The organism is Streptomyces sp. 147326 (assembly GCF_045000215.1).
Taxonomy (GTDB): domain Bacteria; phylum Actinomycetota; class Actinomycetes; order Streptomycetales; family Streptomycetaceae; genus Streptomyces.
The window spans coordinates 7627263-7642780 of sequence record NZ_CP134201.1; the positions used below are offsets into that span (position 1 = coordinate 7627263).

General features: G+C 73.4%; 13 protein-coding genes. 6 read left to right on the forward strand and 7 right to left on the reverse strand.

Features of this window, described 5'->3' with window-relative positions:
* Positions 1-3: 3 nt before the first annotated feature.
* Positions 4-456, reverse strand: a complete 453-nt coding sequence (locus tag RIU97_RS34910; protein ID WP_404961492.1) for a MarR family winged helix-turn-helix transcriptional regulator — start codon at positions 454-456, stop codon at positions 4-6.
* 130 nt (positions 457-586) lie between these two features.
* Here RIU97_RS34910 and RIU97_RS34915 point away from each other — a divergent pair, with 130 nt between their 5' ends.
* Both RIU97_RS34915 and mltG read left to right on the forward strand, forming a co-directional pair.
* Positions 587-2449: an ABC transporter ATP-binding protein gene (locus RIU97_RS34915; RefSeq protein WP_404961493.1), complete on the forward strand. Its 1863-nt coding sequence runs from the start codon at positions 587-589 to the stop codon at positions 2447-2449.
* Positions 2450-2512: 63 nt separating this feature from the next.
* A complete protein-coding gene (gene mltG / locus RIU97_RS34920; RefSeq protein WP_404961494.1) occupies positions 2513-3388 on the forward strand; it encodes an endolytic transglycosylase MltG in 876 nt (291 codons plus the stop codon).
* Positions 3389-4062: 674 nt separating this feature from the next.
* On the opposite strand, the gene RIU97_RS34925 is transcribed toward mltG, so the two are convergent.
* From RIU97_RS34925 to RIU97_RS34945, 5 genes are all read right to left on the reverse strand, one after another.
* On the reverse strand, positions 4063-5148 hold the full coding sequence (locus RIU97_RS34925; RefSeq protein ID WP_404961495.1) for an FAD-dependent oxidoreductase: 1086 nt from the start codon (positions 5146-5148) through the stop codon (positions 4063-4065).
* A gap of 86 nt (positions 5149-5234) precedes the next feature.
* Positions 5235-6617, reverse strand: a complete 1383-nt coding sequence (locus tag RIU97_RS34930) for a cytochrome P450 (RefSeq protein WP_404961496.1) — start codon at positions 6615-6617, stop codon at positions 5235-5237.
* Positions 6618-6721: 104 nt separating this feature from the next.
* Positions 6722-7399, reverse strand: a complete 678-nt coding sequence (locus RIU97_RS34935; RefSeq protein ID WP_404961497.1) for an HAD family hydrolase — start codon at positions 7397-7399, stop codon at positions 6722-6724.
* A 45-nt stretch (positions 7400-7444) separates the two neighbouring features.
* Positions 7445-7924: an Lrp/AsnC family transcriptional regulator gene (locus RIU97_RS34940; protein ID WP_350991130.1), complete on the reverse strand. Its 480-nt coding sequence runs from the start codon at positions 7922-7924 to the stop codon at positions 7445-7447.
* A 25-nt stretch (positions 7925-7949) separates the two neighbouring features.
* On the reverse strand, positions 7950-8729 hold the full coding sequence (locus tag RIU97_RS34945; RefSeq protein WP_404961498.1) for a YoaK family protein: 780 nt from the start codon (positions 8727-8729) through the stop codon (positions 7950-7952).
* Positions 8730-8781: 52 nt separating this feature from the next.
* Here RIU97_RS34945 and RIU97_RS34950 point away from each other — a divergent pair, with 52 nt between their 5' ends.
* The 4 genes from RIU97_RS34950 to RIU97_RS34965 all read left to right on the forward strand — a co-directional run bounded on the left by RIU97_RS34950 (position 8782) and on the right by RIU97_RS34965 (position 13172).
* Positions 8782-9375 carry a histidine phosphatase family protein gene (locus tag RIU97_RS34950; protein WP_404961499.1) on the forward strand — a complete coding sequence of 198 codons (594 nt, stop codon included), beginning with the start codon at positions 8782-8784 and terminating at the stop codon, positions 9373-9375.
* 50 nt (positions 9376-9425) lie between these two features.
* Entirely contained in the window at positions 9426-10934 is a 1509-nt protein-coding gene (locus RIU97_RS34955; protein ID WP_404961500.1) for an APC family permease, read from the forward strand.
* 9 nt (positions 10935-10943) lie between these two features.
* Complete coding sequence (locus RIU97_RS34960) at positions 10944-11372, forward strand: universal stress protein (RefSeq protein ID WP_319724259.1); 429 nt, start codon at positions 10944-10946, stop codon at positions 11370-11372.
* 297 nt (positions 11373-11669) lie between these two features.
* A complete protein-coding gene (locus tag RIU97_RS34965; protein WP_404963050.1) occupies positions 11670-13172 on the forward strand; it encodes an FUSC family protein in 1503 nt (500 codons plus the stop codon).
* Here RIU97_RS34965 and RIU97_RS34970 read toward each other — a convergent pair.
* Positions 13162-15459, reverse strand: a complete 2298-nt coding sequence (locus tag RIU97_RS34970; RefSeq protein ID WP_404961501.1) for a HelD family protein — start codon at positions 15457-15459, stop codon at positions 13162-13164. The genes RIU97_RS34965 and RIU97_RS34970 overlap by 11 nt on opposite strands.
* Positions 15460-15518: the final 59 nt, after the last annotated feature.

Below are 15518 nucleotides of genomic sequence, written 5' to 3' on the forward strand. Positions count from 1 at the left end.
TAGTCAGCAGATGCGCTCCGCCGGGGCGTCCGACAGGGCGTTCAGCAGACCGCCGAGCACCTCGCGCTGGTCGGCGGTCAATGGAGCCAGGATCTCCTCTGCCGCGTCCGTTCGCGCGTTGCGCAGACGGCGCAGCGTGGCGCGGCCGGTGTCGGTGAGCTCGATCCGGATGACGCGCCGGTTGGCGGGGTCGGGCGCGCGGCGCACGCACTCGGCCGCCTCCAGGCCGTCCACGAGGGTGGTCACGGCGCGCGGGACGACTTCCAGGCGCGCGGCGAGGTCCGCCATCCGGGGCGGCTGCTCGCCCTCGTAGTGCGAGACGAGGCGCAGCAGCCGACTCTGGGCGGGAGTGATCCCGAGCGGCACCATGTGGCGCTTCTGGATCCGGTGGAGCCTGCGCGTCAGGCGCAGGAGCTGTTCGGCGAGGAGGCGGTCGCTGTCGGAGGCGGAGCTCATGCGGGAACAATATCAGGATGCCGTTCATTGTGAGCATAGGTAACAATGACCTATGCTCCAATGGTCCTGGCCTTGCCGAGGGGACTCCGCGAAGACCTTGACCCTGACCCCTGACCCCGAGAGGGTGCCCATGCCGCACGACGAACCGAAGTGGATCCCATCGAAAGACCCCCTTGACCCCGCCCGCCCCGCCCCGGCGGAGCAGCCGCGGGAGCTGCGCCGCATCGTGGCGCTCTTCCGGCCCTACCGCGGCCGCCTCGCCGTCGTCGGCCTGCTCGTCGGAGCCTCCTCGCTGGTCGGCGTCGCCTCGCCGTTCCTGCTCCGGGAGATCCTCGACGTCGCGATCCCGCAGGGCCGCACCGGGCTGCTCAGCCTGCTCGCGCTCGGCATGATCCTCACCGCCGTCGTCACCAGCGTCTTCGGCGTGCTCCAGACGCTGATCTCCACCACCGTCGGCCAGCGCGTCATGCACGACCTGCGCACCGCCGTCTACGCGCAGCTCCAGCGGATGCCGCTGGCCTTCTTCACCCGTACGCGCACCGGTGAGGTGCAGTCCCGCATCGCCAATGACATCGGCGGCATGCAGGCCACCGTCACCTCCACCGCGACCTCGCTCGTCTCGAACCTGACGGCCGTCATAGCCTCCGTCGTCGCGATGCTCGCGCTCGACTGGCGGCTCACCCTCGTCTCGCTGCTCCTCCTCCCCGTCTTCGTGTGGATCAGCCGCAGGGTCGGTCGCGAGCGCAAGCGGATCACCACGCAGCGGCAGAAGCAGATGGCCGCCATGGCCGCGACGGTCACCGAGTCGCTTTCGGTGAGCGGCATCCTGCTGGGCCGCACCATGGGCCGCTCCGAGTCGCTGACCTCCGCCTTCGCCGAGGAGTCCGAGAAGCTCGTCGGACTCGAAGTGCGTTCGAGCATGGCCGGCCGCTGGCGGATGTCCACGATCGGCATCGTCATGGCCGCGATGCCCGCCCTCATCTACTGGGCCGCCGGCCTGGCCCTCCAGACGGGCGCCCCCTCGCTCTCCGTCGGCACCCTCGTCGCCTTCGTCACCCTCCAGCAGGGCCTGTTCCGGCCCGCCGTGAGCCTGCTGTCGACCGGTGTGCAGATACAGACCTCGCTCGCCCTGTTCGCCCGCATCTTCGAGTACCTCGACCTGCCGGTGGACATCACCGAGCGCGCCGACCCGGTGCGCCTCGACCGGGCCAAGGGCGAGGTCACGCTGGAGGACGTGCACTTCGCGTACGACGCCAAGAGCGGACCGACCCTCACGGGGATCGACATCACGGTCCCGGCCGGCGGCTCCCTCGCCGTGGTCGGCCCGACCGGCTCCGGCAAGAGCACGCTCAGCTACCTGGTGCCCCGGCTCTACGACGTGACCGGCGGACGGGTCGCCCTCGACGGGGTGGACGTGCGCGACCTCGACTTCGACTCGCTGGCCCGTTCCATCGGGGTGGTCTCCCAGGAGACCTACCTCTTCCACGCCTCGGTCGCGGACAACCTGCGCTTCGCCAAGCCGGACGCCACCGACGAGGAGATCACCGAGGCGGCCCGCGCGGCGCAGATCCACGACCACATCGCGTCCCTGCCCGACGGGTACGACACCCTGGTCGGCGAGCGCGGATACCGGTTCTCCGGAGGCGAGAAGCAGCGGCTGGCCATCGCCCGCACCATCCTGCGGGACCCGCCGGTGCTGATCCTCGACGAGGCCACCAGTGCCCTGGACACCCGTACCGAGCACGCCGTCCAGCGGGCCATCGACAACCTCTCGGCCGGCCGCACCACCATCACCATCGCCCACCGGCTCTCCACCGTCCGCGACGCCGACCAGATCGTGGTGCTGGACGCGGGCCGCATCGCCGAGCGCGGTACCCACGAGGAGCTGCTGAAGGCGGACGGCCGGTACGCGGCGCTGGTCCGCCGGGACCGGGACGCCGCGCTGGCGCCCGAGCCGCCCGGGGAAGCCCAGCTGACTCCGGTGAACGTGTGACTGTATGACCGGCCCACGGGCTGGATGTCGGAAAAGTGGCAGTTTGCGGGTTAGCGTTCCCGCATGAGTCATGAGTACCGGCCGCCGCGGCGCCGATCCCGGCTCACCCGCCGGGGCCGACTGGCTCTCTTCCTCGGCGTGCTGCTCGCCATCGGTGCGGCCGTCCTGATCCCGATACTGCGGGGCGGGGACGAGCCGGAGAAACCACGCCAGTTGGTGATCCCCGAGGGCTGGCGCGCGTCGCAGGTGTACGCCGCGGTCGACCGTGAACTGAAGCTCCGGCCCGGATCCGCGAAGTCGGCGGTGACCACCGCCGGACTGGCACTGCCCGCGGAGGCCAAGGGCAACCCGGAGGGGTACCTCTTCCCGGCGACGTACCCGGTGACCTCGAAGACCACGCCGGCCGCGCTCCTCGCGTACATGGTGCGCACGGCGAACGAGAAGCTCGCCACCAAGGCGGTGGCCGACGGCGGCAAGGCCCATGGGATGACCCCGTACCAGACGGCCACGATGGCCAGCATCATCGAGGCGGAGGCCGAGAACCGCGCCGACATGGGCAAGGTCGCACGCGTGGTGCACAACCGGCTGGCGAAGTCGATGCCGCTGCAGATGGACTCCACCATCAACTATGCGCTGAACCGCAGCAGCGTGGACACCAAGCTGAGCGAGACCCGCATCGACAGCCCCTTCAACACGTACGAACGTCAGGGCCTGCCGCCCACCCCGATCGACAGCCCGGGGCTGGAGGCCATGGCGGCCGCGGTCGCGCCGACGCCCGGCGACTGGCTGTACTTCGTCACCGTGAAGCCGGGGGACACCCGCTTCTCGGCCACGTACGACGAGCACAAGAAGCACGTGGCGGAGTTCAACCGGATCCGCGCCCACGCGAGCTCCCACGCAGGCTCCCATGCAGGTCAGGGGCGCGCCGCCGGGAAATGAGGGACACCGGACCCGGGGTCGGCCCTACGATCGGCCGCCTGCCGGACGCGTGCACCGAGGCGGCGAGCCGTGAAGTGGCCATGGAAAGCGACAGGGAAGGCGAAAGCCGGAGCCGAGGCCGGGGCGGGGGCGCCGGAGAGCGGGTCCCCCGACGAGGCGCCGGGCCCTCCGCCGCCGGTGGACGCGGCCGCCGAGGCCACCGCGGCCGCGGAGCGGGCAGCGCACGAGCGGGTGGCCGAACGGTGGGGCCGCAGCGTGGCGGAGTGGCAGCAGTGGCTGGCCCGTTCCCCCCTCGGGGTCGACCTGCTCCACTGGTGGTTCGACCAGGCCGACCTGACCGCTCTGGTCGGTGAGCACCGGTACGTGGAACGACTGGGCGAGTTGCTCTCGAAGGCGGCGCCGCGCGACGCCGCGGCGATGGGGCTCGGCTGCAGCCGGGATGTCGAGCGGGAGCCCAGCTCTACGCCATCGTCTCGCTCCTGGTCCACGACGCGGAGCGGCACACCACTCGTGTCTTCGTCCCGGACCACACCGAGAACTGGACGGAGCCCGTCCTGCGCGTGCGCAACGGTACGGGCTACGTGTACGCGACCCCGGAGGCCGTCGCGGCGGACACCCCGGACCGGGAGTTCCCCATCGATCCCGCCCCGGCCGGCTGAGGCCCGGAGGCCGGGTCAGGCCGCGGGCGAACCGACCGGTTCGCGGGTCAGCAGCCGGCGGATCTCGCGGACCGCGGCGCCGCCCGCGCGGTTGGCGCCGATGGTCGACGCCGACGGGCCGTAGCCGACCAGGTGGACCCGCTCGTCGCGCACGGCCCCGGTCCCCTCGACCCGGATGCCGCCGCCCGGCTCGCGCAGGCGCAGCGGGGCCAGGTGGTCGACGGCCGCGCGGAATCCGGTGGCCCACAGGATGACGTCCGCCCCCACGCGGCTCCCGTCCGCCCAGACGGCGCCCGTGGCGGTGATCCGGTCGAAGACGGGCCGGCGGTCCAGGACCCCCGAGGCCAGACCGGCCCGGACGGCCTCGTTCAGCGGGAGCCCCGTCACGCTGACCACGCTCTGCGGCGGCAGCCCCCGGCGGACCCGCTCGTCCACCAGGGCCACCGCGGCCCGGCCCTCGGCCTCGCCGAAGCCGCCGTCGCGGAAAACCGGGGGCCGCCGGGTCACCCAGGTGGTCTCCGCCGCCACCTCGGCGATCTCCAGCAGGTGCTGGACCGCCGACGTGCCGCCGCCCACGACGATCACCCGTGCCCCGGCGAAGTCCTGCGGCCCGGGGTAGTTCGCCGTGTGCAACTGGCGGCCGCGGAAGGTCTCCTGGCCCGGGTAGCGCGGCCAGAACGGCCGGTCCCAGGTTCCCGTGGCGTTGATCACGGCCCGGGCCGACCAGACGCCCACCGAGGTCTCGACGCGCAGCCGGCCGTCGTCCCCCTCGCGCACGGCCGAGACGTCCACGGGACGCCGTACGCGCAGGTCGAAGCGGTCCTCGTAGGAGGCGAAGTACTCCCCGATCACCTCGGACGAGGGCCGCAGCGGGTCGGCGCCGGTCAGCTCCATGCCGGGGAGGGCGTGCATCCCGTGGACCCTGCCGTAGGTGAGCGAGGGCCAGCGGTACTGCCAGGCCCCGCCCGGCCGCGGCGCGTGGTCCAGGACCACGTGGTCGAGCCCCGCCCGCGCCAGGTGGTAGGCGCTGGACAGGCCCGCCTGCCCGGCGCCGACGACCACCACGTCCACCGTGTCCACGTCCCGCGTCGCATTGTTCACGGTTCTACTAACTGGCGAGGGTCGCGGGATCTTCCCCGCCGGCCGGGCCTACGGCGCCGACCGCCCGCGCGCGGCCAGTTCCGGAGTCACCCCCTCGCCTCGCCCGGGCCGGGGCCGGTTCGGCGCAGCGTCGCCATGACCGGTCCGACGGGCTGCAGGGTGAGGCCCGGGAACACCCCGGCCCGCCCGCTCCCGCTGTCCAGGTGGAACCGCTGCCCCAGCACGGCCAGTACGAGCGCGGCCTCCACCAGTGCGAACCGTGCCCCCAGGCAGGCCCGCGGGCCCCCGCCGAAGGGGAACCAGGCGTGTTCGGGCGCCGGATGGGGGGCGTCCGCGTCCCACCGCTCGGGGCGGAACGCCTCCGGGTCCGGGAACCACCGCTCGTCCCGGTGCATCGACCAGGGGCTGGTCCACACCGCCGTCCCCGCGGGCACCGTCCGCCCGCCGATGCTCGCGCCCTCCGTGGCCATCGCCGAGATGAGCCAGATCGGCGGATAGATCCGCAGCGCCTCCTTGACCACTTGCCGGGTCCAGGGCAGCCGCGCGTAGTCGTCGTACGTCGGCAGGCGCCCGCCGAGCACCCGGCCGAGCTCCTCCGTCAGCCGGGCCCGCGCGTCGGGGGCGCCCGACAGCAGCTGCCAGGCCCAGGTCAAGGTGGTCGAAGTGGTCTCGTGGCCGCCGATGTAGAGGGTGATCGACTCGTCCCGCAGCTCCTTGCGGGAGAGCGGGCCACCGTCCTCGTCGCGGGCCGCGAGCAGCCGGCTCAGCAGGTCGTCCCGTTCCGCGCCGGCCGCCGAGGCCGTCTCGTGCTCCCGTATGACGTGCGCGATCTCCCGGTCGAGGACCGCCACCGCCTCCCGCATCCGGCGCCGCCCGGGAGTGCGCACCCACGGCGGCAGGAACAGCGTCAGCCCCCGGAACTCCGCCCCCAGCTCCCGCTGCGCGGTGGCCATCGCCGCGCTGATGGGCGCCTCCCGGCCGGCCGCGTCGCTCCCGAACAGCGTGCGCACCGCGATCCGCTGGGTGAGCCCGGCCATCTCCCGGTGCACGTCGATCCGTTCGCCCTCGCGCCAGCCGCCGGCCAGCGCGTCCGCGCACTCCACCATCGTGGCGGCGTACGAGCGCACCTGCCGCGGCCGCACGGAGGGCTGGACCAGCGCCCGCTTGCGCCGCCAGTCGTCCCCGGTGGCGACGACCACCCCGTCGCCCAGCAACTGGTGGAAGGCCCAGCCCAGTTCCATCGGGTTGAAGGTGGATTCGACGGCGCCGAGCAGTTCGGCGGCGTGCTCGGGCCGGGAGACCAGCACGTTGCGCTGCGGGCCGAGGGCCCAGGGCACCCAGTCGCCGTAGTCGTCGCGCAGGGACTCGAAGAAGGCCAGGGGATCGCGGGCGAAGGCGGGCAGGTTCCCGAGCAGGGGCCACCGGCGGGGTCCGCCGTTCCGGGTGCCCGGGGGCAGGGTCGCGGTCACGCAGGCATGGTGACAGCAGCCCCCGCAGGGCACCAGGGTCCGGACCGCGCCGTTCGCGCGCCTTCGCCCGGCCCGGGCTGCTGGGCCGTCGGGCCGTCGGGCTGTCAGGCCGTCCGGCGTGCCGTCAGCCAGTCGTGCGCCGCGTCCGCGGTGAACTCCGGCTGCCCGCGCGGGAAGAGGAGTCCGGCCGTGGCGAAGGCCGGGTCGTCCGCGATCTCCGCCGCGAACGGGATCACCATGCAGCCCATGCCCGCGGCGTGGGCGGCCTGCGCCCCCGGCGTCGCGTCCTCGACGACCACGCAGTCGGCGGGCCGCGCGCCCAGCCGGCGCGCCGCCTCCAGGAACACGTCGGGAGCGGGCTTGCCGTGCGCGACCTCCTCGGCGGAGACCACCGTGGTCAGCACCGCGTCCAGCCCGGTGCCCGCCAGGACGGCGTCGATCGCCTCGCGCGAGGAACCGGAGGCGACCGCCATCGGCACCCCTTCGGCGTACAGCCGCTCGACGAACTTCCGCATCTGCGGGAACACCTCGGTCCGGGTGCGGGCCAGGTCCAGGTAGGCCGCGTTCTGCTCGGCGAGCAGCTGCTCGACCGGCGCCTCGATGCCGTACCGGTCCTTGAGGATCTCCAGCGTCTCCAGGGTGCCGATGCCGATGAACCGGGAGTGCTGCTCCCACGTGAAATCGGGGACGCCGTGCCGCTCCAAGGTGCGGCGCCCAGATTCGTAGTAGTTCGGCTCGCTGTCCACGAGGGTGCCGTCGAGATCGAATATGACGGAAATCATCCGCTATGCCCGTCCTGCCGGTTCTGTTCTGCCTCAGTCATCCTGTCAGGTCTTGCGGGCGTTCCTCCCCACGGCTTCGACCAGCGGCAGCAGCCGGTGCGGGACCCGTTCGCGCAAGGCCACCTCCGTCCGCGTACGGACCACGCCCGGGAGCTGGATGAGCCGCTGGATCACGTCCTCCAGGTGCGCGTTGTCACGGGCCGCCACGCGGGTCAGCAGGTCCCCGCCGCCGGTGATCGAGAAGGCCTCGATGATCTCCGGTACGGCGGCCAGCGCATCACCCACGTCGTCCAGGTGCCCCTGGGTGACCTCGATGTGGACGAAGGCCAGCACCGGGTGGCCCAGCGCGGCGGGGGAGAGCACCGGCCCGGTCCCCGTGATGACGCCCGTGCGCTCCAGCCGGTCCAGCCGCGCCTGCAGGGTCCCGCGCGCGACGCCGAGGATCCGGGCGTACTCGCGGACGCTGGTGCGCGGCTGCTCGATCAGCAGACGCAGGATTCGGGTGTCGAGCTCGTCCACCGCCATGCCGCGACTGTACCAATGGCCCAGTTCAACGCGATCGTTCCCGGCCAGGACCGGGCCCGGTGCGCAGCCAGGGCTGCCCCAGGTAGGCCAGGCCCACCAACAGCACCGTCACGGCGGCCGGCAGCAGCAGCCACCCCACCGCCCACCCGGCCCGCACCAGCAGCGCTCCGAGGAAACCGCCGGCGAACATCGCGAGCACGGTCAGGCCGCGCAGCTCCCAGCGGCTCCTCCCCGATCCGAACACGTTCCCCTGGCCCATGGCGGAGCCCCCCAGGAAGGCGGTCATGGACCGGGTGACCAGTGTCGTCGGCACGCCGGGCACGTTCGCCCGCATGATCGTGGCGTTGCGCATCCCCATCGCCAGCGCCAGGACCGCCGTCACCGTCATGTGCCGGGCGGTCGGAGCCCCGTAGCGCGGCGCCAGGCCCCATCCGAGGGCCGCGGCGAGGAGGACCAGCCCGGATTCGGAGAGCAGGCCGATCACGAACCAGCGCCACCCGCGCCCCTCCGTCACCGACTCCAGGTGGGCCCCGCAGACCGCGCCGACGGCGAAGGCGGCCAGCGAGACCGCCGGCGCCAGCGCCGGCAGGTCGCCCGCCCGCGCGGCGCCGAAGGACAGGAACAGCACGTTGCCGGTCTGCATCGCCGTGAAAACCGGACCGAGCGCGAGCAGGCTCACCGCCTCGATCAGCCCCGTCACCACCGTCAGTACGATCAGCAGCGCGGGCATCCGCGGCCGGCCCCGCCGCACACCCGCCGAGCCCCCGCTCTCCCCGCTCTCCTCCATGACGCCCGACAGTGACACGCCCGCCCGGATCCCCCGGCGCCGACATGCCGGAAGGCATAGGGTCCGAAGGGTGAGCGACCTGTTGCTGGTGAGGCACGGAGAGACATCCTGGAGCGCCGACGGACGGCACACCGGACGCACCGACGTCCCGCTGAACGCGCGGGGGGTCGAGGAGGCCATCTCGCTGGCCCCCTACTTCCAGAACCGCCACCCGGCCCTGGTGGTGACGAGCCCGCTGCACCGGGCCGTCGCCACGGCCGAACTCGCCGGACTCACCGGCGCGGTCACCGACCCCGACCTGTACGAGTGGGACTACGGCGGCTACGAGGGCATCACCACCCAGGAGATCCGGCGCACCACCCCGGACTGGTCCCTGTGGAGCGACGGCGTCCCGCCCGGCGACCCGGCGCACCCCGGCGAGAGCGCCGCCCAGGTGGGCGCCCGCGCGGACCGCGCCCTCGCCCGGGTCGCCCCCGTGCTCCGCGCGGACGGCGGCAACGTGGTGCTCGTCGCCCACGGCCACTTCCTGCGCGTCCTCACCGCCCGCTACCTGGGCCTGGAGCCCGCGGACGGCCGGCTGTTCCTGCTGCGCACCGGCACGGTCAGCGAGCTCTCCACCGAACACGGACTCCCGGTGATCGCAGGGTGGAACGTCCGTCCCTGACCGGTCCGTCCCGCCTCGCGCGCCGATGCCCGGTGCGTAACCATTCGTACATGGGTCAGGACGGTACGGATGTCGTGCACGAGCCGGGCGACGGGGAAGCGGGGCTCAAGGCCAACGCGATCGGCTTCCTCGACGCGCTCGTCATCGGCCTGAACTCCACCTCGCCCGCCTACTCCCTGGCCGCCGTACTCGGGCCGATCGTGGCCCTGGTCGGGATCTACGCGCCGGGCGTGATGCTGGCCTCCTTCGTGCCGATGCTGCTCATCGCCGCCGCCTTCTACTACCTGAACAAGGTGGACCAGGACTGCGGGACGACCTTCTCGTGGGTCACCCGGGCCATGGGTCCCTGGGCGGGCTGGCTCGGTGGCTGGGCCATCGCCATGACGGGCGTGCTGGTCATCGGCTCGCTCGCGGACGTCGCCGTCAACTTCGGCCTGCTGGCCTTCGGACTCGACGACTGGGCCGCCAACGCCTGGATCCGGCAGTCCCTCACCGTCGTCGTGATCCTGGCCATGACCGCCATCTGCGTCATCGGCACCGAGCTCTCGGCCCACCTCCAGGACATCCTCATCCTCGCCCAGGTCTTCTTCCTGCTGGCCTTCGCGGTGGTCGCCATCTACCGCATCTACGCCGGAACCAGCACCCTCGAGGAGATCGAGCCGTCCCTCTCCTGGCTCAATCCCTTCGGTGCGGGCGGCGCCGCCCTCACCGGCGGACTGCTGCTCGGCGTGTTCATGTACTGGGGCTGGGAGTCCGCGGTCAACCTCACCGAGGAGGTCGAGAACTCCGCAACCGCGCCCGGCAAGGCCGGAATCTGGTCGACGGTCATCCTCCTGGTCACCTACCTGTCCGTGTGCTTCGCGGTCGTCGGCTACGCGGGCACCACGTTCCTCGCCGAGAACGCGGCCGAGGAGGAGGCCATCTTCGCCGTGCTCGCCCACGAGGTGATGGGCGGCTGGGACTGGGTGGTGCTCCTCGCCGTCTGCACCTCCGCGCTCGCCTCCACGCAGACCACGATCATCCCGGCCTCCCGCACCGCCCTGTCCATGGCCCGCCGGCACGCGCTGCCCCCGCCCCTCGCACACATCCACCCGAGGTTCCGGACCCCGGACGTGAGCACCTGGTGGGTGGCCGGCATCGCCATCGGCTGGTACCTCGTCGTCAACCAGATCAGCGAGAACGCGCTCCTTGACTCCCTCACCGCGCTCTCCCTGCTGATCGCCTTCTACTACGCGCTCACCGGCCTGGCCTGCGCCGTCTACTACCGCCGCCACCTGCGCGAGAGCGTGCACAACCTCCTGCTCATCGGGGTCGGCCCGGTGGTCGGCGCCGGTCTGCTGATCTGGCTGCTGGTGGAGTCGATCGGCGACATGTCCGACCCGGAGAACTCGGCGAGCGGCGTCTCCTGGTTCGGACTCGGCCCGCCGCTGGTCATCGGGATCGCCATCGCCGTCGTCGGCGTGCTCGTCATGTGCTTCTGGCGGGTACGGGACGGCAGGTTCTGGCAGGAGCGGCGGGGCGTGGTCGACCCGGCCCTCGTCCACGCCGGGAAGCGCTGAGGAGTCCCGATGTCCGTGGTTCTCGGATACGACGAGTCGCCCGGCGCCGAACGGGCCCTGCACGTGGCGCTGGAGGTGGCCACCGCCTTCGGCGAGCCGCTCGTCCTCGTCTACGGCGCGGCCGCCCCGGGCGCCACCGGCGAGGAGTACCGCGCCCACCGGGAGGCCGTCCGCCAGGTGGGCCGCAGCGCACTCGCCCGCGCCGTCGAGGAGGCCGACGCCGCCGGAGTGCCCTCGACGGTCGAGGTGGTGGACGAGAAGCCGGCCCAGGCCCTGCTGGACGCCGCCGAGCGCCACCACGCCCGCGTCATCATCGTCGGCAGCTGGGGCGACAGCCCGATCCGCGGCGCCCTCCTCGGCTCCACCCCGCACAAGCTCCTGCACCTGTCGCCGGTGCCCGTCCTGTGCGTGCCGACGGAAGGCGGCCCGGCGCAGTGAGCGCGGCCGGCTCCCCGCCGCGCGGGAAAGCCGGTCCGTTGGTCTCCTGATGGCTGGAGATCCCCGCCGGTATCTGTGCCAATGGTCCAGTAGCCAGGGGCCCGCTTGAGCCATTGCCCCTGCGGATGCTTATCTGTGGCGTATCCATGTACTTACGGCGCCGCGCAGCGCCGGACGGCAACGAGGCCGGTTCCGGAGCGCGGCGCCTTCGCCGTGCCCGTCCACCGCCCACCACCCCCGGGCGGCGCCGGGCCGGCGCGCACCACACGAGGGGGGCGGCACACCGCCGTGAAGAGGATGTTCGTGGCTCCGGATCCGGGGCGTCTGAGACTCAGGAACGCGGCCCGCGCGGTGATCGGCGTCGCCGGCGCCGTCGCCCTCGCCGAGCTGTGCGGTCTCTCCCTGAGCGCCTCCATCACCGGGGGACTGGCGGCGCTCCTCGCCCTCTTCACCGTCACCGACGCGACCGTGCGCCGCCAGGCCGTCACCACCGCGCTGCTGCCGGCCGCCGGATTCCCGGTCCTCGCCCTCGCCACCGCCCTCCACGGGCTGACCCCCGCGCGCGACGCGGCCTTCGTCCTCGTCGTCTTCTGCGGGGTCTACGCCCGCCGCTGGGGCCCGCGCGGACACGCGCTCGGGATCTTCGCGTTCATGAACTTCTTCATCACGCAGTTCCTGCACGCCGTCCCCGCCCAGCTCCCGGAGCTGTTCGCCGCCGTGGGCCTGGCCCTGGTCGCCGCCGGCGCCGTACGGTTCCTGCTCTGGCCCATCGAGCGGCGCACCCCGCCGCCCGCCGCCCCCGCGCCGCTGCCCGGACGGGGCCTTGCCCGGCCCACCACCCGCCAGGCCTTCCAGGCCACCGCCGCCTGCGCCGTCGCCCTCGCCATCGGCCAGGTGCTCTCCGAGGACCGCTGGTACTGGGCCGTCGGCACCGCCTGGTGGATCTTCGTCAACACCGCCTCGCGCGGCGAGACGCTGGTCCGGGGCTTCCGCCGGGTGCTCGGCACCGTCATCGGCGTGGCCGCGGGCGTGCTGATCGCCATCCCGCTGAACGGCGCGCCCGCGCCCACCGCCGTCCTGGTCGCCGGCTGCGTGTTCGCGATCTTCTACACGGCCGCGGTCTCCTACAGCTGGATGATCCTGGCCGTCACGCTCATGGCGGGGCTGCTCTACGGCCTCCTCGGCGTGCTGGACCCCGGCCTGCTCGTGCTGCGCCTGGAGGAGACGGCCGTGGGCGCGGTGTGCGCCGCGCTGGCCGTGGTCCTCGTACTGCCGGTCACCACCCACGCCACGAACGACGCCTGGATCCAGCGCGCCCTGCACTGCGTGCACGCGGCCACGGCCCAGGCTGCCGCCCGCCTCGCCGGCTCCGAGACGGCCGATCCGGCGCCCCACGCCGCCGAGCTGGAGACCCTGCTGGCCCGGGTCCGGATGGCGCTCGCGCCGCTCGTCCACCCGCTCAGCCCGTTCCGTGCGCGCAAGGCCCGCGCCGGCCAGGTCATCGCGCTGCTGGACGACTGCGCCCGCGAGGTGCGCGGGCTGGTGGCTGTGGCCGCCGACCCGGACGCGAGCCACGACGCCCGCCTCGCCGCGGCCTGCTGGCGCGTCGAGGCGGCGGTGGAGGCGCTGACCGCCGAGGAGCGGGGCGCGAGCCGGCCCGCCACGGCGCGCGACACCGCGGCGCACACCGCCGGCTCCGGGCCCGCGCTGGCCCACCTCCAGGGCCTGGAGCGGGCGCTGGTCGAGCTCGCCGCCCCGCTGGGCACCGACCCGCGGGCGCCGTTCGTCGTCAGCGCCTGACCAGTCCCTCCGCGGACTCCGCCAGGCCGGCCGGCAGCCGGCCGGCAGAGTGCACCACCCCGAGGGCCTGGGTGGCCCGGGTCAGCGCCACGTACAGGTCGCTCGGCTCGAAGTCGGCCGGCTCCACCACGATCACCGTGTCGAACTCCAGCCCCTTGGCCTGGCGCGGATCCAGCAGCACGACCTCCCGGGTCAGATCCGGCTCCGCGCCCTCCCGTACCCCCGGCAGCACGGCGGCCAGCGCCGCGTGCCGCGGCCGCGGCGCGATCACCGCGAGCCGCCCCTCCGCCGGCCGTTCCCGCTCCACGGCCTCCGCCACCGCCCGCGCCGGGTCCCCGGCTTCGCGCACCCACGGCCGCACCCCGGTCGCCCGTACCGAACGCGGCGGTTCGAAGCCGGGATCGCGCTTCCGCAGCACGGCCGCCGCCACCTCCATGATCTCGGCCGGCGTGCGGTAGTTGACCCCGAGCCGGACCAGCTCCCAGCGCTCGCCCACGTACGGGGAGAGGATCCGCTCCCAGGAGCCGCAGCCCGCCTCGTCGGCGGTCTGCGCGGGATCGCCGACCAGCGTCATCGACCGGGTGGGGCAGCGCCGCATCAGCAGCCGCCACGCCATCTCCGACAGCTCCTGCGCCTCGTCCACGATCACGTGCCCGAAGGCCCAGGTGCGGTCGGCCGCGGCCCGCTCGGCGGCGCTGCGGTGGTCGGCCTCCTCCTGGCGCTCGGCCATCCGCTCGGCGTCGATGATGTCGTGGGCCGCGAGGAACTCGTTCTCCTCGTCCTCGAACTCGTACGACTGCGAGCCCTCGGAGAGGTCCAGGACCCCCTGTGCGTACGCGACGCGCTTCTGCCGCTCCCGTTCCTCCGCGGCGCGCCGGGCGCTGTCGTCCTCCCCGAGCAGCTCGGCGGCCTCGTCCAGGAGCGGTACGTCGGCCGGCGTCCACTCCGGCCGCGCCGAGGGCGCGCGCCGGATCAGCCCGGCCTCGTGCGCGGACAGGTGCGTGGGATCCGCCAGGAAGCCGGCGACCAGCTGCTCGGGGGTGAGGGAGGGCCACAGCGAGTCGATCGCCGCGTGCACGGCGGGACTCGTCGCGATCTCCTTGCCGAGCTGGGCGACGTCGTCCGAGCCGAGCAGGTTCGGCCCGCCGTACGGATCGGCGCCCAGCCGGTCGGCGAGCTGCGCGGTGAGCGCGTCGATGATCCGGAAGGCGAAGGCCGGGCGCGCCTGGTTGTGCGGCAGCCCCGTGGCCCGGGCCCGGTCCCGCGCCTCGTAGGCCATCGTGCGGTCCAGCAGCAGGGTCCCGTAGTCGTCGTGGTCGATCTCCAGCGCGGGCTCGGGGACCGTGTCGTACTCCTCCCCGGTGCCCGCCGGCACGTTCTCCGGCAGGCCCTGCCGGTCCGCCACGACCCGCGCGAGGACCTCCGCCATCGCTGCCCGGCCCTTCACCGCGGCGGCGCCGGGGCGGTCGGCGCCGGTGGCGTGCACGCCGGGGAAGAGCTCGCCGGGGGTGGCGAGCAGGACGCCCGTCTCGCCGAGGGCCGGGAGCACCTCGCCGATGTAGCCGAGGAAGGCCGGTCCCGGTCCGACGATCAGCACCCCGCGCTTGGCGAGCAGTTCCCGGTGGGCGTACAGGAGGTACGCGGCGCGGTGCAGCGCGACCGCGGTCTTCCCGGTGCCCGGACCGCCCTCCACGACCAGCACCCCGCGGTGCGGGGAGCGGATGATCCGGTCCTGCTCGGCCTGGATGGTGCGCACGATGTCGTGCATGCGGCCGGTCCGGGCGGCGTCGAGCGCTGCGAGCAGCACGGCGTCCGCGTCGGCGCCCTCGTGCCCGGTGCGCTCCGCGTCGGTCAGGTCGAGGATCTCGTCGTGCAGGGCGGTGACCTCGCGCCCCCGGCTGCTGATGTGCCGCCGACGGCGCAGCCCCATGGGGGTGTGGCCGGTGGCGAGGTAGAAGGGCCGGGCCACCTCCGCGCGCCAGTCCAGGACCAGCGGGGTGCGTTCCGCGTCGTCCGCGCGGATTCCGATCCGGCCGATGTGGTGGTCACGGCCGTCGGAGAACTCCAGACGGCCGAAACAGAGGCCGTTCTCGCCCGCATTCAGCGCGGAAAGCAGGCCGGACTGCTCGGCCACCATGACATCGCGCTCCAGGCGCGCCTGAAACCCGCTTCCGACGTCGCGCAATGCCCCTTCGACCGCATGTTCGGCCTGGTCGCGCAGGTCGTCGAGGCGCCGATAGAGACCGGTGACGAATTGCTGCTCTTTACGGAATTCCTCGGTTGACAATTGCACTCCCACCGCGATACAGTGTCCTCGTAAGGTTCTTGTGGCTTCATTCCCGCGAA